Origin of the sequence: Corynebacterium sp. KPL1986 (assembly GCF_000477975.1) — a bacterium.
Lineage (GTDB): Bacteria > Actinomycetota > Actinomycetes > Mycobacteriales > Mycobacteriaceae > Corynebacterium > Corynebacterium accolens.
The window spans coordinates 98,864-117,457 of sequence record NZ_KI515719.1; the positions used below are offsets into that span (position 1 = coordinate 98,864).

Annotated in this window: 14 protein-coding genes; 9 read left to right on the forward strand and 5 right to left on the reverse strand. The window is 59.6% G+C overall.

Features of this window, described 5'->3' with window-relative positions:
• Nucleotides 1–93: 93 nt before the first annotated feature.
• Nucleotides 94–1,926 carry a methionine--tRNA ligase gene (gene metG / locus HMPREF1287_RS00465; RefSeq protein ID WP_005281993.1) on the forward strand — a complete coding sequence of 611 codons (1,833 nt, stop codon included), beginning with the start codon at nucleotides 94–96 and terminating at the stop codon, nucleotides 1,924–1,926.
• 99 nt (nucleotides 1,927–2,025) lie between these two features.
• On the opposite strand, the gene HMPREF1287_RS00470 is transcribed toward metG, so the two are convergent.
• Nucleotides 2,026–2,526 carry a GNAT family N-acetyltransferase gene (locus HMPREF1287_RS00470; RefSeq protein ID WP_023017637.1) on the reverse strand — a complete coding sequence of 167 codons (501 nt, stop codon included), beginning with the start codon at nucleotides 2,524–2,526 and terminating at the stop codon, nucleotides 2,026–2,028.
• 11 nt (nucleotides 2,527–2,537) lie between these two features.
• On the reverse strand, nucleotides 2,538–3,032 hold the full coding sequence (locus HMPREF1287_RS00475; protein ID WP_023017638.1) for a GNAT family N-acetyltransferase: 495 nt from the start codon (nucleotides 3,030–3,032) through the stop codon (nucleotides 2,538–2,540).
• 25 nt (nucleotides 3,033–3,057) lie between these two features.
• On the opposite strand from HMPREF1287_RS00475, the gene HMPREF1287_RS00480 reads away from it, so the two are divergent.
• From HMPREF1287_RS00480 to HMPREF1287_RS00495, 4 genes are all read left to right on the forward strand, one after another.
• A complete protein-coding gene (locus tag HMPREF1287_RS00480; RefSeq protein WP_023017639.1) occupies nucleotides 3,058–3,894 on the forward strand; it encodes a TatD family hydrolase in 837 nt (278 codons plus the stop codon).
• A 275-nt stretch (nucleotides 3,895–4,169) separates the two neighbouring features.
• Nucleotides 4,170–5,345, forward strand: a complete 1,176-nt coding sequence (locus HMPREF1287_RS00485) for a resuscitation-promoting factor (RefSeq protein ID WP_005279948.1) — start codon at nucleotides 4,170–4,172, stop codon at nucleotides 5,343–5,345.
• A gap of 108 nt (nucleotides 5,346–5,453) precedes the next feature.
• Complete coding sequence (gene rsmA, locus HMPREF1287_RS00490) at nucleotides 5,454–6,317, forward strand: 16S rRNA (adenine(1518)-N(6)/adenine(1519)-N(6))-dimethyltransferase RsmA (protein WP_023017640.1); 864 nt, start codon at nucleotides 5,454–5,456, stop codon at nucleotides 6,315–6,317.
• Nucleotides 6,314–7,294, forward strand: coding sequence for a 4-(cytidine 5'-diphospho)-2-C-methyl-D-erythritol kinase (locus HMPREF1287_RS00495; RefSeq protein ID WP_023017641.1), 981 nt, complete (start codon nucleotides 6,314–6,316; stop codon nucleotides 7,292–7,294). The genes rsmA and HMPREF1287_RS00495 overlap by 4 nt, the downstream gene beginning before the upstream one ends.
• Before the next feature lie 165 nt (nucleotides 7,295–7,459).
• Here the strand turns inward: HMPREF1287_RS00495 and HMPREF1287_RS00500 are convergent, their stop codons facing one another.
• Nucleotides 7,460–8,668: an IS110 family transposase gene (locus tag HMPREF1287_RS00500; protein WP_023018187.1), complete on the reverse strand. Its 1,209-nt coding sequence runs from the start codon at nucleotides 8,666–8,668 to the stop codon at nucleotides 7,460–7,462.
• 378 nt (nucleotides 8,669–9,046) lie between these two features.
• Nucleotides 9,047–10,366 carry a hypothetical protein gene (locus HMPREF1287_RS00505; RefSeq protein WP_023017643.1) on the reverse strand — a complete coding sequence of 440 codons (1,320 nt, stop codon included), beginning with the start codon at nucleotides 10,364–10,366 and terminating at the stop codon, nucleotides 9,047–9,049.
• A gap of 91 nt (nucleotides 10,367–10,457) precedes the next feature.
• On the opposite strand from HMPREF1287_RS00505, the gene HMPREF1287_RS00510 reads away from it, so the two are divergent.
• The 4 genes from HMPREF1287_RS00510 (at nucleotide 10,458) to HMPREF1287_RS00525 (ending at nucleotide 15,114) form a co-directional block, all read left to right on the forward strand.
• Nucleotides 10,458–12,266, forward strand: coding sequence for an ABC-F family ATP-binding cassette domain-containing protein (locus HMPREF1287_RS00510; protein ID WP_023017644.1), 1,809 nt, complete (start codon nucleotides 10,458–10,460; stop codon nucleotides 12,264–12,266).
• On the forward strand, nucleotides 12,233–13,966 hold the full coding sequence (locus HMPREF1287_RS00515; protein ID WP_023017645.1) for an alpha/beta-hydrolase family protein: 1,734 nt from the start codon (nucleotides 12,233–12,235) through the stop codon (nucleotides 13,964–13,966). Before HMPREF1287_RS00510 ends, HMPREF1287_RS00515 begins: the two co-directional genes overlap by 34 nt.
• Before the next feature lie 145 nt (nucleotides 13,967–14,111).
• The gene (locus HMPREF1287_RS00520; protein ID WP_023028557.1) at nucleotides 14,112–14,690 is read left to right on the forward strand and encodes a hypothetical protein; all 579 of its coding nucleotides are present in this window, start codon (nucleotides 14,112–14,114) and stop codon (nucleotides 14,688–14,690) included.
• A gap of 100 nt (nucleotides 14,691–14,790) precedes the next feature.
• Nucleotides 14,791–15,114 carry a putative quinol monooxygenase gene (locus tag HMPREF1287_RS00525; RefSeq protein WP_005279956.1) on the forward strand — a complete coding sequence of 108 codons (324 nt, stop codon included), beginning with the start codon at nucleotides 14,791–14,793 and terminating at the stop codon, nucleotides 15,112–15,114.
• 272 nt (nucleotides 15,115–15,386) lie between these two features.
• Here HMPREF1287_RS00525 and HMPREF1287_RS00530 read toward each other — a convergent pair whose 3' ends face one another.
• A complete protein-coding gene (locus HMPREF1287_RS00530; protein ID WP_023017647.1) occupies nucleotides 15,387–18,554 on the reverse strand; it encodes an acyltransferase family protein in 3,168 nt (1,055 codons plus the stop codon).
• Between the last annotated feature and the right edge of the window lie 40 nt (nucleotides 18,555–18,594).

Consider the following 18,594-nt stretch of genomic DNA (forward strand, 5'->3'; position numbering starts at 1 on the left):
CCCGCACGAGGGAAGGAGGCGGGCGCTTTTCGGCTGTAGAGGTTATGTGCCCTCAACGTGTGTTCGTGCAGGTGCTTCGATAAACTGGACTCCATGACTGAGTCTTTAGTAGTAAATGTTGCCTGGCCATATGCCAATGGCCCGCGCCACATCGGTCACGTGGCTGGCTTTGGCGTTCCCTCTGACGTATTCGCCCGCTTCCAGCGAATGCGCGGCCGCAACGTACTCATGGTCTCCGGCACGGATGAGCACGGCACCCCGTTGCTGGTCCAAGCCGATAAGGAAGGCGTATCCGTCCGCGAGCTCGCAGACCGCTACAACCGCCAGATCGTCAACGATCTGGCTAACCTCGGCTTGTCCTATGACCTATTTACCCGCACCACCACCCGTAACCACTACTCGGTGGTGCAGGAACTTTTCAAGGGCCTCAATGAGAACGGCTACATGCTGAAGGAGACCACCAAGGGGGCAATCTCGCCGTCCACCGGCCGCACGCTGCCGGACCGCTATATCGAGGGCACGTGCCCCATCTGCGGCGCGGATGGCGCCCGCGGTGACCAGTGCGATAACTGCGGCAACCAGTTGGATCCGGTGGACCTCATTGACCCGGTATCCAAGATTAACGGCGAAACGCCGCAGTTCGTAGAAACCGAGCACTTCCTGTTGGATCTGCCCTCCCTTAAGGATGAGCTGCAAAAGTGGCTTTCTACCCGCGAGGATTGGCGCCCGAACGTGCTGAAGTTCTCCCTCAACCTGCTGGAGGATATGCGCCCGCGCACCATGACCCGCGATATCGACTGGGGCATTCCCATTCCGGTGGACGGCTGGCAGGACAATAACGCGAAGAAACTGTACGTGTGGTTCGATGCCGTCGTGGGCTACCTGTCTGCCTCCATCGAGTGGGCGCACCGCACCGGCCAGCCGGAGGCGTGGAAGGAATTTTGGCAGGACCCAGAAACCCGCCACTATTACTTCCAGGGCAAGGACAATATCACCTTCCACTCGCAGATCTGGCCGGCGGAACTGCTGGGCTATGCCGGCAAGGGCTCGAAGGGCGGCGAGCTGCACCAGTACGGCGAGCTGGACCTGCCCACAGAAATCGTCTCCTCGGAATACCTGACGATGTCCGGCTCCAAGTTCTCCTCGTCCAAGGGCGTGGTGATCTACGTTAAGGACTTCCTGGCGGAGTTCGGCCCGGATCCGCTGCGTTACTTCATTGCCGTGGCTGGCCCGGAAAACAACGACGCGGACTTTACGTGGGATGAATTCGTGCGTCGCATCAATAATGAGCTGGCCAATGGCTGGGGCAACCTGGTCAACCGCACCGTGTCCATGGCGCACAAAAACTTTGGCGAGGTTCCGGTTCCAGCAGCCCTAGAGGAGCGCGACGAGGCCATTTTGCAGCTGGCGGAGGAGACCTTTACCACCGCCGGTAACCTGCTGGAGCAATCCAAGTTCAAGCAGGCCATTGTCTCCATCATGCACGTGGTGGGCGAGGCGAATGCCTATATCGCCTCCCAGGAGCCGTGGAAGCTGGCCAAGGATGAAACCCAGCGCGAGCGCCTGGCCACCGTGTTGTGGACCGCCCTGCAGGTCGTGTCTGACTGCAACGTCATGCTCACCCCGTTCCTACCGTTTACCGCACAAAAGGTGCACGAGACCCTGGGCCGCACCGGCGAATGGGCCGCGCAGCCTGAGGTGCGCGAGGTCAAGGACGATATCCCGGTTGAGCTCGTGGGTGCGGGGCTTCCCCCAGAAAACCACGAATATCCGGTGATTATGGGTGACTACACCCAGCAGCAGGCCAAGTGGGAGCGCATCCAGGTGGCACCGGGTACGACCTTGGCAAAGCCGAAGCCGCTGATTTCCAAGCTGGATCCAGAGCTTGGTGAAACCGGCCCGGAGTGGGCACCAGTGATGAACTAATACGGATAACCCCGCGTAGATACACAAGCGCGGTGGCCAGTCTCCCCCATGAGTGCGGGGGAAGCCACCACGCTTTTGTTGTGTCCTTAAAAGTCTTACCTAATGCGTGAAATCGCGCTGCAGGTGAACTAGGCCTAGGCGCACGCCGTCCTTGGTGTGGATATTGGGCATGCGGCCGGTTTCTATGAACCCAAACTTCTTGTGTAGCGCAATGGAACCGGCATTGGTATCGACGATGTAGGTAATCATGGTCTCGATATAGGAATCGTCGGCGGCGATATCCATGAGGGCATCGAGAAGCTCAGAGCCCACGCCCTTGCCCCGGGCGGATGGGGCGATGTATACGGAGTCTTCGACGGTCCCGTAATAAATTGCGGGTGTGACGAATTGAAAGTAAGCGGCCCACCCGATGATTTCATCATCGTCTACGGCAACGAGCACGGGCGAGCCGGCCTTGGACAATTCTTTTAGCCAATCCTCGCGCTCAGAAACCTCTTCTTGCCAGGTAATGAGGTTATTGGCCGGTTTAGCCGCGGAGGCGGCGTTGTAGATGGCGGAAATGGAGGGGGCATCGGCAAGCTCGGCGGGGCGAATATGCATCAAAAAGTCCTTTACACCAGAAGTTCTAAGTGGGTGAGGCTAAGCCAGTGATCGAATTTGTAGGTTACCTCTTTGAGAGTTCCCACGTTTTCAAACCCGAACTTTTCGTGCAACTTTAATGATGCTGTATTAGTAGACACGATTAAGGCAAGGAGCGCATGCACCTTGTCATCTGCTCGGGCGCGGTCTACTAGCTCACTCATAAGCGCGGTGCCCACGCCTTGGCCTTGGGCATTGGGGGAAAGATAAATCGTGGTTTCATAGCAGCCCTGCCAGATGCGGGGATCGCGGTAGGGGTGGTAGAGCGCCCAGCCTAAGTATTCGCCAGCGTCGGTTTCGGCAACGAGGAAAGGACACTCCATGTCCTGGATGTGGCGCAGGTGTTCTTCGCGCTGAGCCACGGTGACTGGGGTGGAATCAAAGATGACGTCGGTGTGCTCGATGGCCCAGTTGAGGGTATCGGTCATGGCGGGGACATCGCTCAGGTCCGCTGGTCTGATCAACATAGCTGCCAATATTACAATTGCGGGTATGTCTAAAAAGAAGCCACGTCCTACTCCCATTCCGGCCCCTGGGCTCAGCGGCCTCAGCGATGCGCATACCCACTTTTTCTCGCATAAAGACACTGATGAGGTGCTGGTCAACCGCGCCCGCGCCGCAGGGGTATCCCGCCTGGTTACGGTAGGCGATGATCGCCGCGAATCAGAGGCAGCTCTTGCGACCGCGCGAGCATTTCCCAATGTGTACGCCGCCTGCGCCATCCACCCGGTGCGGGCGAATGAGCTAGATGCGTCCACCAAAGCCGCGTTGGAGGAGATGGTGGCGGATCCGCGGTGCGTGGCGGTGGGGGAGACCGGCATGGATGCCTATTGGGTCCACCACGAACCGGAGACGACCGCGAGCTTGGTCCAGCAGGAGGAATCCCTGCGCTGGCATATCGATCTGGCGGTGCGCACCGGCAAGACGCTTATGATCCACAACCGCGAGGCGGACCAAGATCTGCTGCGCATTCTTGCCGATGCCCCCATGCCTGAGACCGTCATGCTTCACTGCTTCTCCTCGCCGCTGCGCGTGGCAGAAGAAGCGCTCGAGCGCGGTTACGTCTTGTCCTTTGCCGGCAATATCACCTTCAAGCGCAATGCGGAGCTGCGTCAGGCGGCGGCGCTGGCCCCGGCGGGGCAATTGCTCGTGGAAACCGATGCGCCATTTATGACCCCAGAGCCGTTCCGCGGACAGCGCAACGAGCCATCCCTCATCGGGCACACCTATGACTGCATCGCCCGGGCGCGCCACCAGACCACTCAGGCATTGGCTGCCGAGGTCAATGAGACATTTGACCGCGTATATGGGCTCAACACAGAGCAGTAGTGAGGATTGTCACAAAAATAAATCCGCTGGTCGCTGGTGGCATGGGTGCTGGATGTGACAACTGTTTTCGCCCGTTATAGCTGTGGCGCAGCGCTTCTCGACTTTCCCCACCCGTTATCGTATTGTTATTGATTGTTCGTTGAGGCTTTATGCCTCTACCTTCCCGCCGCGCTGCTCCACAGTGGGAGCAGTCGCGGCACCGCCGCTGGTTTCCCCTAGGCCAGCGGCAACAATTGTGATACTGGATAGACAGCACCACCGGAGATTAACTACACATGGCACCTCACCACATTAAGCGCATCAATAATTCACGTTCCCTGCCGCTGCGCCTGGCAACGGGTGGCGTCTTGAGCACCCTCGCCGTCGGCGGTGTCGTGGCGGTTGCCGCGCAGAAGGACCTGGTCGTAGACGTCAACGGCGACAAGGTTGAGCTGGCTACCTTTGCCAAGGACGTAGACGGTGTACTGCAGGCCGCCGGCGTCCAGGTGGGAGAAGAGGATATCGTCTCGCCCGCACCGTCTGAGTCCGTGGCCGATGGTGATGAGATTTCCGTGCGCACCGCCAAGCCGGTTGCCGTGTCCATCGATGGTGAACAGCAGCAGCTTTCTACCACCGATCTCACCGTTTCTGATCTGCTCAATAACCTGCAGGGTGTAAACCCAGGAGCTGCCGTGAAGTCTGGCGAGGATGACGTGGATAAGGATGCCCAGCTAAAAGACGGCATGGATCTAGAGGTCGTCTCCCCGAAGATCATCAAGATCAACGATGGCGGCAAGAATACCTACACCAAGATTGCCGCCAAGACCGTGGGCGATGTGCTCAAGGAGCGCGGTATCAAGCTCGGTGAGGATGACCGCGTCTTCCCGGCCAAGGAAGAAAAGGTCACCGAGGGCATGTCTATCAAGGTAGAGCGGATAGACATCCAGACCGAAGATGTCACCGAGGAATTCGACGCCGAGCCGAATTTCGTGGATGACCCTGAGCTGGAAGCCGGCGCCGAAGAGGTGCGCGAGCAGGGCGAAAAGGGTAAGCGCGAGATCACCCGCAAGGTGGTGCTGAAAAACGGCAAGAAGGAATCCGAAGAGGTCATCAAGGATGAGGTCGTTGTAGGACCAAAGCCTGCGACCATCGCCCGAGGCACCAAGCAGGCGGAGCCGGAACCGCAAGGCGGTAACTCGGGCGCGGCTGCCCCTGCCGTGGCTGATGGCTCCGTATGGGATGCCATCGCGCAGTGTGAGTCCAACGGTAACTGGTCCATTAATACCGGCAATGGTTTCTCCGGGGGCCTGCAGTTCGCGCCGTCCACCTGGGCTGGTCTCGGCGGTACCGAATACGCCCCTGAGGCTTGGCAGGCCACCCGCGAGCAACAAATTGCCGTGGCACAAAAGGTGCAGGCCGCCCAGGGTTGGGGCGCATGGCCTGCATGTACCGCCAAGTTGGGACTGCGCTAAAAAGCACGCGCCGCACCGCGCATTCTGCACCGCACCTCGCGTCACCGCATTCCGCGTCACCACGACGCGGGGTGCGACTTTCTGCATTCTTCTACTAGGTTAGAAAACATGACTGATTCCCCGGGCGCCGCGTTTTTAGGCCCAGTAGAAATCCGAGCTTTAGCGGAGAAACTGGATATCACGCCCACCAAGAAGTTGGGGCAGAATTTTCTCCACGACCCCAATACCATCCGCCGCATCATCGCGGCGGCGGACCTGGACCCCACAGACCACGTCGTGGAGGTCGGCCCTGGGTTGGGGTCGCTGACCCTCGGGTTGGTGGAGACCGTCCAGGATCTCACCGCGGTGGAGATCGATCCGCGCTTGGCCGCGCAGCTGCCGGAAACGGTGGGCGAGCGCGCGGAGGACTACGCTAAGCGCCTGCGCGTGGTGGAAAAGGACGCGCTGCGCGTGACCAGCGAAGATGTCGCTGCACCTACGGCGCTGGTGGCCAACCTGCCTTATAACGTGGCGGTGCCGGTGCTCCTGCACTTTTTGGAAACCTTTCCCTCCATCCGCCGCGTGCTCGTTATGGTGCAGCTGGAGGTGGCGCAGCGCCTCGCTGCGGAGCCCGGCAGCAAGATCTACGGCGTGCCTTCCGTGAAGGCTGGCTTTTATGGCGCGGTGAGCCAAGCTGGGACCATTGGCAAGAATGTCTTTTGGCCCGCGCCCAATATCGCCTCCGGCCTGGTGCGCATCGATGTCTTTGATACCCCGCCTTGGCCGGTTGACGATGCCGCGCGCGCTGCGGTCTGGCCGCTTGTCGATGCCGCCTTTGCCCAACGCCGCAAGACCCTCCGCGCCGCGCTATCGGGCCACTACGGCTCCGGCGCGGCCGCCGAAGAGGCGCTGTGCGCGGCCGGAATCGATCCGAAGCAGCGCGGGGAGAAGCTTGCTGTTGCAGACTTCGTACGATTGGCAGGACTACAGTGAGCGCACCACACGGAAACGAGCCGATCACCTATACCGCGCATGCGCACGCCAAGGTCAATGTGCACCTTGGCGTGGCAGAACCGCGGGAGGATGGCTTTCACGAGCTGGTCACGGTCTTTCAGTCTTTAAGCCTGCACGATACGGTTACGCTGACTGATTTAGGCAACGCCGAAGTGGATAAGCCACGCGTGCAATACCTCAAGGTATCCGGTCCGCACGCAGCGGGTGTGCCCGAGGACGATACGAACCTCGCCTGGACTGCGGTAGACCGCATCATGCAGCACTTGTATGTCACCCGCGGGGGCATCAAGATACCGGAGGTCGGCCTTGAGATTTACAAGGCCATTCCCACCGCCGGCGGCATGGCGGGCGGTTCCGCGGATGCCGCGGCGGCGCTGCGCCTTGCCGAGCGCTGCTACGGCCGTTATTACGGAATCGATTCGGTAGGAGAGCACATTCTGGATGCCTTGGGCGCCGCTCTTGGCTCCGACGTACCGTTTACCCTGCTGGGCGGCACGGCGCTAGGCACCGGGCGCGGGGAGCAGCTGACCTCCATGATGACAAGGGGCACCTATCACTGGGCGCTAATCGCCTCTGATCGCGGCCTTTCGACGCCTAGCGTGTTCCGCAAGCTCGATGAATTGCGCGATGCGGGGAGGGTTAGCGCACCGGCCCTTGATACCACGGAGATTTCCCAGGCGCTTATCTCCGGCGATGCCCACCGCGTAGCGGCGCACCTGCACAATGATCTGCAACCCGCCGCGCTATCCCTGCGCCCAGATCTCCGCAAAACCTTGGAGGCAGGCATGGATGCGGGAGCGCTCAACGGCATCGTCTCCGGCAGCGGTCCTACCTGCGCATTCTTATGCGCCACCCGGGAAGACGCGGAGGACGTTGCAGCGCAGGTCAGCATAGAAATACCGGGCACCAAGGGCGTTGTAGCCCAGGGCCCGGCTGCGGGGGCGGAGGTGATCTAGCTTAGGGCGATTGGGGGGGTGTTCCTATATAGGTTGTCAACTCCGTGGGTGAGTTTGTTGGGGGTGTGAAGGGCTTCTGCTTTGCCTCGTAGATGTTGTTTTCGGGCACGGTGAGGAGCCGATTGGGCTTTTGCGCAATCGGCTTGAGGTGAGGGTCTGTTGGTTCTAGGCTGCTGCGGCCTCCTGGGCTGTGGAGATATCTCGGTAGAGCTCGCCGTTTCGCATCATGGCGAAGAGAACGTTGAGGCGTCGGCGTGCGAGTGCGACGACTGCGGCGTTGTGTCTTTTGCCTTCTTTGCGTTTTCGTTCATAGAATTGCCGGGAACGCTCGTGGAATCTGATCGATGCAAAAGATGATTGCCATAGGGCGTTCTTTAATTTTTTGTTGCCAGCCCTGTTGGGTGAATTCGACATAATGGACGTTCCCGACTGATTCGTCCGCGGTGATAGGCCTGCATAGGACGCTAGGTGGGCTGCATCGGGGAAGTCGGACATATCGCCAACAGTCATGAGGATCTGCGCGGCGCTACGCGGGCCGATACCAGGCATGGATAAAAGAATCTCGGTCTGCGGAATGTCCTGAATCAGCTTGAGTACCTGCGCTTCGATTTCCTTGCGGTGCTCTAGTTTGGCCAGTGCATCTGTGGCGGACATTGTGACGCCAAGTTCGGCGTATTCTGCGCCGGCAATGGACACGGTCTGTTCGTGGATGGCAGCAAGCATGGCATCGATGACAGGCTCAGGATTGCGTGCCCTGTGTTTGCGTGCAAAGGCTTTCAGGCGTGTTCTACCGATGCGTCGAATCTTGGTGGGGCCACCGTATTTCGCAAGTAGGTGGAGGATCCACTTTCGGTGAATCATCTGTCCGCGCAGGACATGTTCGAATGCAGGATAGGTTCCCACGAGCGCGGATCGCATCTGGTTAATCAGGCGTGTGTAGGCCCGGGCGAGGTCTTCGTCGATACCGTTGAGAACTTTCAGCTGGATAAAGACGTCCTCAACGCGGTCGACACTGCGCAAGGAATCTGGAAGGTTAAGACCGGCATGGGCGATAACGTAGGCGTCGCGCACATCGGTCTTACAGTTGCCGACGTGGATGCGAGAGAGCTGCCGCATGGCAAGTCCTGGTAGATAGCGAACGTCGACGCCCATGTCTTGGGCGACTGCGACGGTTAACCGGCCGATGTTGTTGGGTTGATCGACAATGACAAGGACCGAGGCGTCGTCAGCGAGGAATTGGCCAAAGAGCTTGCGTAGCGAGCCTTCATGCTGGTTGATGCGCCTGGACAGGACTTGTCTGCCTTGGGGATCGAGGACGCAGGCGTGGTGGAAGTATTTGCCGACGTCCACGCCAATGACGAAGTCATAGGCCATGGGTGTATGCCTCCTGGCGATGAATGAGAAGTTGGATTATTTAAGCTTCATCGCTGGGGTTGGTCGGACATACTTCACGCTGGCATCCACATTACTGTGAGACCTCATACCACCTGGGCTGGGTCAGGTTCCTATTAGCAGTTTGGAGTATGTCACTGCCTTCGGCGGCATCACCCCCCGGATCATTGTCAGACAGGGACAGAAATAAGCCATACCGAAGCCAGCGACTAGTTCCATTGCCACAAGGCAGAAGGAACGCAGATAAACATAACCTGCCCCAGCATGGGGCTAGGATTACGAATCCTGGGCTCCTCCGAGCGGAACTGCTAACAACGTAATGGGGGCATCGCCAAGCAAGAGCACTAGCGCGCTGGAAACTTAGAGTACGGCCATTTCGGTGGGCTCGAAGTCCAACTCGTAGCGGTCGGTTTCCTTACCGCGCAAGAGGTCGATGACAACGAGTTCCTTCTTCTGCGCATCCGTGATGTAGGCATAGCCATTGGCCGCCTTCAGGATTGGGCCTGGCTGCTGCCATTCCTCGTTTTCCTTCCACTTGGAAATCGCGTCGATCTGCTTGGTGATTTCACCGGAGTCTGGGTCGATGACATTGAGCTTGCCGTCGGTAGTAAGCACTAGGGCCTCGCCCATGGGCCCGCGTGCCAGCGAGCGGAACCAGTAAGAGCCGTCCAAATCGACCTTCTTTGCGGAGTAGTCCTCGGTATCGATCAGGGCCACCGAGGTGGGGTGCTCGGAATCGGCATCCTTGTCGGTCTTATTATCGGCCAAGATGACGTTCGATTCCTCAGAACCCGCGGCGTTTCCGGAGCGCTGGTAGCCATCGGCACCTGCATAGTCAGAGACGTCTACCTTGTGGAATTTAGAGCCATCAAAGACGACGGGGCCATCTTCGCAGCCGAAGAAGAGCTTGCCATTTTCAGCGGCTGCTTCGCCGTGGACGCCTGGGCATTCGGTGGTCTCTTCCAAGACCTTGCCGTCCTTATCTAGGTGCTGGATGGTGTGGCGCTCGTCCTCGGTGCCCTTGGTGATGACCACGGAGCCATCCTTGAGCGGGACGGCCACGCCGTGGTGTCCTTCGCCCGTCTTGACGGTGTTGACCGGCTTGGCGTCCTTGGAGCCGATATCCTCAGTCTTATAAATCTTGGCTACTCCATCGCCATCAGAAAACAGGGCGGTGAAGCCGTCGTGGTGGACCACGTGGCCGGCGTGGGGCGCCTTGATTTTTTCATCGCCAAGCTCTGGATCCGCGGTGTAGTAGTGGTTGTGGTCACCGTGGGCCTTGGTGATGCGGCCCGTATCGTAGGTAAGGAAGTTATCGCCCTTGGTCACCATGACGTGGCGGTCATTGCCGGCATCGTTGAGGCGGAGGAAGGCGTTCATATCCTCTTCATCCAAGATATCGCCGGATTTGGCATCGTAGGTGGTCAGACCCCCAGCGTGGGAGAAGACGATGCGCGTGGGAAGCTGGGCTACCTCGGTCTGGCCTTCCTGGGCCTCCATGCCGTCGTGGGAGTGGCCCTCGTGATCATGATCGTGGTCATGATCGTGTTCGTGGCTTTCCGTGGTGGTGGATTCGCTGGTGTTTTGGGCGTCGGTGTCTTCTTCAGGCGCCGAGCAGGAGGCGATGGTGAGCGCAGTGGCAGAGAGGATAGTACAGAGGGTAAGTGTGTTCTTCTTCATACGTGCGCAGGATATTGCAAGTGAAATTCGATAGCAACGTGATTGGGAATGCGGGGGTAGCAGTGGAGAGGTATTAAGATGAGTCCCTGTTATGGCAAACCTGATTAACCTCGAGCAAGTCACCAAATCCTATGGGCTAAAAACTCTCCTTGATGGGGTATCCCTCGGCGTGCAAACCGGGGACCGAATTGGCATCGTGGGCGTCAACGGCGGCGGCAAAACCACCCTGTTGGAAGTGCTCACCGGCATCGAGCCGCCGGATTCCGGCCGCGTATCTCATACCTCGGATCTGCGCATGGCCGTGGTGACGCAGCGCTTTGATTTGCCCGAAGAGCTCACCATTGCTCAGGCGATCATTGAACCCCTCGAGCTCGAGACGTATGAATGGGCCTCCAATGCCAAGGTACGCGACGTACTCGGCGGCCTGGGCATCGTGGACTTAGGGCTGGATACTCCCGTTAGCTCCCTATCCGGCGGCGAGCGGCGAAGGGTGAATCTCGCCGCAGCGTTGGTGCAGGATTTAGATCTCGTGGTGCTCGACGAGCCCACGAACCACCTTGACGTGGAAGGTGTGCAGTGGCTGGCGGATCACCTGCTCAAGCGCAACCTCGCCGTTATCGTTGTCACCCACGATCGCTGGTTCCTCGATACCATCGCCACCTGGACGTGGGAGGTCCACGACGGCACGGTGGATGCCTACGAGGGCGGGTACAACGACTGGACGTTCGCCCGCGCCGAGCGCGCCCGCCAGGCCGATGCAATGGAGCAGCGCCGCAAAAATTTGGCCCGCAAGGAATTGGCGTGGCTGCGCCGCGGGGCACCGGCGCGTACCTCGAAACCGCGCTACCGGATTGAGGCCGCTGAAGCGCTTATTTCGGATGTCCCCGAGCCACGCAACAAGGTCGAGCTCATGTCCTTTTCCAAGCAGCGACAGGGCCGCGTGGTCATTGAACTAGAAGATGCCACGATAAAGTCCCCGGATGGTCGCACCTTGGTCGATCACCTCACCTGGCGCCTAGCCCCGGGCGAGCGCATCGGCCTCGTTGGCGTGAATGGCTCCGGGAAAACCACGCTGCTGCGCACGCTGGCGGGAGAATACGAGCTTGCAGCCGGAAAGCGCATCGAGGGCCAAACCGTGCGCTTAGGTTGGCTGCGCCAGGAACTCGATGACTTGGATCCGCAGCGCCGGCTTCTTGATGCCGTCGAGGATGTAGCCACCTACGTCCAGCTAGGCAAGAAGGAGCTCAGCGCATCGCAGTTGGCCGAGCGCCTCGGCTTTTCCGCCAAGCGTCAGCGCACCCCGGTTGGTGATTTGTCTGGTGGCGAGCGCCGCCGCCTCCAGCTCACCCGCGTTCTTATGGCAGAACCCAATGTTTTGCTCCTCGATGAGCCCACTAACGATCTGGATATCGATACCCTCCAGGAACTGGAGTCCCTGCTCGATTCCTGGCCGGGTACCCTGGTGGTCATCTCGCACGATCGCTACCTCATCGAGCGCATTGCGGATAATACGTACGCGCTATTTGGCGATGGCAAGCTGACGAACCTTCCCGGCGGCATCGACGAGTACCTGCGCAAGCGCGAAGAAATCGAGGCCGGCAAGAACACTGGGGTTATAAACCTGGGAGAAAAGAAGACGGGTGCGCCGGCGCCGAAGCCGGAAAAGAAGCTTTCTTCCCAGCAAGAGCGCGAAATCACCAAGAAGATGAATGCGCTTGAGCGGAAGATGCAGAAGCTGGAGAAATCCGCTGCGCAGATCAATGAGAAATTGGCCGCGGCGGCAGAAGAAGTCGATACCGAAGCGATGACCCGGCTTGATACGGAATTAAAGGACAACCGCAGCGCCTATGAGGATTTGGAGATGGAATGGCTGGAGTTAGGGGAGAAGCTCGAGCAGTAGAAGCTCGCATCGCCGATATCGTCCGCCACCTCGATCCGTGGGGCGTTATCGGCGCCGCCATTCTGTCTACCCTGGGCCTTACTCCGTCTATTTTGCCCCGCGATTGGCCCTATCAAGGCCTGATTTCGGGCCTTGCAGCTGGTTTCGGCTACGTGGTGGGCATCGGCGTGAAGCTGGTGTGGTACCGCTTCGTCGTGAGCAAATGGGCAGATAAGTATCCCTGGCTTGCCGCCTCCGCTTGGGAGCCAAAGCGCTACCGATTGCTCGCGCGCATCGCCACAGGTGCGTTCATCGCCTGGCTGGTCGGTTTCGTTATTATCGCCGTGCGCTGGCAGCGTGAGCTCGCGAGCGTATATTCCGTGCCCGCGCCATCCATGTCCAGCTACCTGCTGGTGGTGCCCTTGGCGCTGGCGGTATTTACCCTCTTCCTGCTGATCCTGCGCTCCATTATCTTTTTGGTCCGCTGGTTGGCGCGGCGCTTCCCGCAGCGGTTTCGCTCCACCTACCGCCGCCTGGGGGCGGTATTAATCGTTGCGGTGATTGCCATCTACACCGTTGAAAACATCATTCCCGGTGCTATCGTGAGCTTGGGCGATAGGGTATTTACCGCCCAAAACGCCGACCCCGATCCGGACACCCAGCGCCCCACCCTCAGCGAGCGCTCCGGATCGCCTACTTCCGATGTCGACTGGGACGGCGTGGGCTTGCAAGGCTCCCGCTTCCTAAGCTCCGGTGCGCATAAGGACGAGCTAGAGCAGGTGACCGGCAAACCCGCCAAGGAGCCCATCCGTGCCTACGCCGGCCTGGGCAACCGCGACTCCAATGAGGGGCGGGCGCAGCTGCTTATCGATGAACTCGAGCGCACCCACGCCCAAGACCGCAAGGCCCTCCTGCTGACCATGACCACCGGCACCGGCTGGGTATCGTCCTATTCCGCGCAAGCCTTCGAATTGCTCTATGGCGGGGATACCGCCATCGCCGCCGCACAGTATTCCGCCATGCCGTCCGTCTTTCACTTCTTTGGCGGCGGTAGCCAAGTAGAGCGCGCCGGGGAAGAATTCATCAACCCCATCGTGGACTGGTGGAATTCCTTGCCGGAAGATGACCGGCCCAAGCTCTACCTCTATGGCGAATCCTTGGGCACCACCGGCATCGAGGCCGCCTTTTCCGGCGTGCGCGATATCGCCAATTCCGTCGATGGCATCTTATTGACTGGCCCGCCGCACTTTAACCGGTTGCGCTCGCAGTTTGTGGAGCGCCGCGATCCCGGGTCCACGGAAATCTCGCCGGTCTACGCCGGCGGCCTCGTGGTCCGCTTTGCCAACGACGTGGACCAGGTCAGCCGCTGGGGACGCGTGCCGGAAGAAGAGTGGGGCAGGACCCGCATGTTGTATATCCAGCACCCATCCGATCCGGTGAGCTGGTGGTCGCCCGAATTGGCCTTCAAAGAGCCTGATTGGATGAAGGAAGATACCCCTTATTCCCGTGAGCGCGTGATGCAGTGGATGCCCATCATTACCTACCTGCAAGTTGCCGCAGACCTGCCTGGGGCTAAGGATGTTCCCGACGGTGTGGGCCATAATTACGGGACCTCTGTCCTCGATGGTTTTGCGGCCATCGCCGGGCCCGACGTTGCGCGTTCCATTGACTCGGAAGAACTGCAGCGGCAATTCGATGAACTCGATGTAGGTATTTATTAGGTTATTAGGCTTCTTGTGGCCTCTTACCTCCCGCGTAGTAGCTCAGATCACACAGGGTGCCGTTTATATAACAAAGCCATATCGAAGTGGAACGTATCCGGTGATAACCTTTCGCCCTCTGAAAAGTTATGACAAGCTGAAAAACATGAAGCCGATTCGAAGCGCCACCGCAGCAGTCCTGACCACCGTACTCGCCCTGTCCGGTACCACGGCAGCGGCTTCTGCGGAGCTCACCGCGGCCCCGCAGGTACAGCAGGTGTCCACCCTTGCTGAAAAGTACAACGTTACTTTGCCCAGCTTCCTCCAAGCTGCACCCGATGCCGAGCCGGAGGTGGCCGCGGAAGAAGCGGCCACGGCTGAAGCCGCCCCTGAGGCACAGGCGCCCGAGGCTCCACAGGTTGCCGCTGACTTGCGGGCAGCCACCGCGGACCACTTGGCTCAGGCCGGTCACCACCCAGATGAGAACGCTGCCGCCATCGCGCAGGAATGGGCAAACCAGGGCGCAAACGGTAAGCTTACGTACTACGGTGACGTCGCAAGCGGCGTTACCCACACCGAGGAAGGGCAGGGCAACGTTTACCGTCTGTCCGAAGAACAAGCTCAAGAGCGCCTCAACTGGTTTAACCGGGGCCTCGAGGTGACCCCTGGACCTGAGTACGGTTATGGCGTCGCCACCGCCTTCGACGGCGAGTTCATCTACATCGCGGAGTACTTCCTCAACTAGTTCTTAGCTTCCGCGGAACCTGCCCCCGATTCTTCCGAGGCCCGCGCGCATGGCAGAGCAGCCATGACGTAGTGGACACATCATTGGTAGAATCGGGGGCATGATTTTGATTAACGTTCAGTTCCACGTAAAGCCTGAATACGCCGATACCTTCCTTGATGAGATCAACTGGTACACCGAGGCTTGCAACGCAGAGCCTGGCTGCATCGACTTCAAGTGGTACCGCGATCCGGAAGACTCTCAGCGCTTCCTGCTGCTCGAGTCCTACGCTGATGGCAAGGACGTAGAGCACGTTCAGGGCGAGCACTTCAAGCGCGCCTGCGACGAATTCCCCAAGTACCTCGTAGAGACCCCAGACATCATCAATGTCCACATCGATGGCCGCACCGGTTGGGACAAGATGGGCGAGTTCGCCGTCGACTAATCTCGCCGCTTAAAACCAAAGACCGCACTCATGTGAAGCATGAGTGCGGTCTTTATTTGTGTGCCCACCTTAAGAGCCAGGTCCTACAGCCCCGCGCTTTGCGAACCCGCCCTTCGCGCTCACAGGGAGTGGGGTACCCGCTCGTGAGAACGGACCCCGTGAGCGCGAAGGGCGGGCTGAAGCCGAGGCCGGGGCTGGCGCCGGGGCTGGGGCCAGGGTCGAGGCAGGAGGCTGGCCGAGTTGGGGTTAGCTGCCTGCGGCCGCGGCCCTCGCTAAGCCTGGCATTGCGAAGAGACGCTCTTGTCGTATTTGGAGTACTGCTTCAGGGCGTTATAGAAGGCATCGGAGTAGCCGCTGGCGCCTTCGGGAAGCGGGTGCACGCCATCGGAGTAGAGCATCTCCGGATTGTTTTTGGCATAGCCACACCAGTCCGCGATATAGGCGTTGTCGTACTCCTTGGCGGCGTCAATGACGTCCTTCTGGGACTGCGCCATCCACTCGCGGTCGCCATAGGGAACCACCATGACCACGGTGTGATCCTCGCCGATGATATCCATGGCCTGGCTGATTTGGTTCGGCTGGGCGGCGCCGTTGGTACCAAAGCCCAAGAAGACGGTATCGCGCAGCGTGCCGGCGTTCTTCATCTGTTGCAGAATCTGGATGCCCGAGGCGTAGTGGCGGGATTCCTCGGCATCGATATAAATGCCTGGGAAGCGTTGGCTGAGGGCATCGCTAGCCGCCAGCATGACCGAGTCACCGATGGCGGTGATATTCGTGCCCTGTGGCATCGGGCGGGTCTTAGTATCGTCTTCTTTCTTTGCGTCGTCTTCCTTGTCTTCGGCAGGCGGCGTGGAGGGTGCGGCCGCCTCTGGCGGGACAGGATTATTGTTTTGGTTTTGCTGCTGGAGCTGGTCGAGCTGCTGCTCCAATTCCGTCTTATCGTTGGAGTTGACCACGCCGTAGACAACGCCAACCAAAGAAGCGACAACCAACAACGGGACCACTGGCCACATGGCCTTGCCAAAGCCGTCCTTGAGCTCGCTGAAGCTTGGGCGCGCAGCCCAGTAGTTCTTCCATGTCTTCTTGTACCCGCCGCGGCGGAATGGGTTCTCGATGAACTGATAAGAAATCTCCGAAAGGATCAAGGAGATGGGGACGGCGACAAGACCCAGAATCCAAGTGTTCTCAGAATTCTGATTGCCGTGGAATAGCGCCTCCAAGATCATGATGACCGGCCAGTGCCACAGGTATAGCGAGAAGGAACGCTGACCGAACCAGCGCATGACCTTCGTCCTAAACAGCGGCGTCATTGGGCCATACTCGTGGATGACGCCCCACACCATGAGGGCACCAAGGATGCTGGTGAGGAAAAGGCCGCCGCGGTAGGTAAATTCGGCATCGTCAGGCATGAGAAATAGCTGCGCTACGTAGCCGATAAGCGCCAAGAAGCCGATGATGCCGGCGGCGCGGGTTTCTACCTTGCCGGAGGTGGCCCAGGAATCCGCGTTGGGATCGGACTTCGTAGAGGTCATCAACAAGGAGAGGACCGCGCCGGTCAACAAGCCGAATGCGTGGGTATCCGTGCCGTAGTAGACGCGGGTGGGGTCTTCGCCTGGAGTGAAGATGAACCACATGGCCGCAAAGGAGGCCAAGCCCAGCACGCTGGCGACCACGACCGGAAGGCGGCGCGGCTGGCGCGACGAGGCGCGGAAGATAACCAGGATGAGCAGCGGCCAGATGAGGTAGAACTGCTCTTCAACCGCGAGCGACCAGTAGTGCGCAAAGACCTGTACTTCGTTATCGGCAAAATAGGATTGCGAAGTAGCAATCTGCGTCCAGTTATTGACAAAGAAGAGGGTGCCGAAGAATTGCTGGCGCAGGCCAACGGCCAAATCGCCGCCAATCCACGCGACGATCGCGGTACAGAAAACGAGTACGGCGACGGCGGCGGGCAAGATGCGCCTAAAACGGCGCACCCAAAAGTCCTTCAGGCTAATCGTTCCGGACGTGCGGTACTCGCGCACGAGGAGCGAGGTAATAAGGAAGCCGGAGAGGACGAAGAACATGTCCACGCCCAGGTAACCGCCGGGTAGGGCATCGCCGAAGAAGTGGTATAAGACCACGGCAATAACGGCGAGGCCGCGCAGGCCGTCAAGGCCCTTGACTTGGCGCAGCCGCGCGTGCCGCTTCTTGCGCACGTTCTTATCCTCTGGTGGGACTGCGAGTACTTCGGAGTCGTTCTGCTGGTTCTGCAAGGGATATTTCGATTTATTGGCGTCTTGTGTCTCGTGCGGAGAAGACTGCTGGCCAGCCTGAACGGCCCCGGGCTTGTGCTCCCGTGCGGTCTGTTCGGCAGGAATGCGCTGTGGTTGAGAAGCCCCCATTGCGGCGGCCTTTTCTCCAGCAGGAATCCCTGATTCTTGCTCTTGCGCAGAGGCAGACTTTTGCGCAGGCTTGCGCTGCTCTGCTTGCTGACGCCCGGATCCGGATGCCTGCTGCTCCGGTTGGTGCGGTGCAGACTTACGCTGTTCTGGCGGGCGCTGTTCCTGCTGACGCTGCTCTTGCTGGCGCTGCTCCTGCTCGCGCTGAACAGGTTGTTGCTGCCCAGATGTGTGCTGCTCTGGCTTACGCTGCTCCGGCTTGCGCGGCTCTGTCTTACGCTGCTCGGCTTTGCCTTGCTCAGGTTTGCGCTGTTCAGGCTTGCGCTGCTCTGGCCTTTGGGCAGGCCACGACTGCTGGGCGGGAAATTCCGTGGTTCCCTGCGCGGAGTTCTTCGCATCGTCGGAAGGCTTCGAGGAGCCGGTGCCGGTGGACCGATTGGCGTCGGAAGGCCGAGGAGTGCCAGCGGAGTTATTGGAGCGGGAAGAATTCTTGGAACCGGCGGGAGTAGAAGTTCGGGAAGCGCCAGAGGTCCCGGACGCGCGGGAAGTGCCGGAGGGGCTTGCGGGAAATTCCTTCGTTTCGGCGGCTGGTTGCTGCGGTTTCTGTGGTTTCTTGGGCGTGGCCGGTTTTACCTGCTGGTGTGGCTTTGCTCCGGTTTTCTTCTGGGCAGAATTATTCTGCTTGTCTTGGGCAGAGCCTTTGGCGGCAGCGGATTTGGGGGTCTGTGCACCCTGGTTTCGGGAAGGCTTTTTGTCTTGAGGCGTGGGGTTACCTACCTGGCGGGATTGGCGAGCGAACCCACGGGTGGGATCCGTGGGCTGTGCGTGCGAGGATTTAGTGCCATCCTGTGTATTCGAGGTGGGCGGCTGGTGTTCCGTGCGCGCCTCGTGATTATTGCGGGCATGTGGATCCGGCCCGGTAGGGATACCGGAATTAGGCGTGGAAGCCCCAGTGGAGGAATCACCTGTAGGCCCATCTGATTGCCGCGTCGTGGGCGGCGTGGCCTCATTACGCTCGGAATCTTTCTTCCCCAGCAGCGAGCGCAGAAAACGATTCACGTGAACTCCCATTGCACTACGAAAATGTACTAGTCGGCCA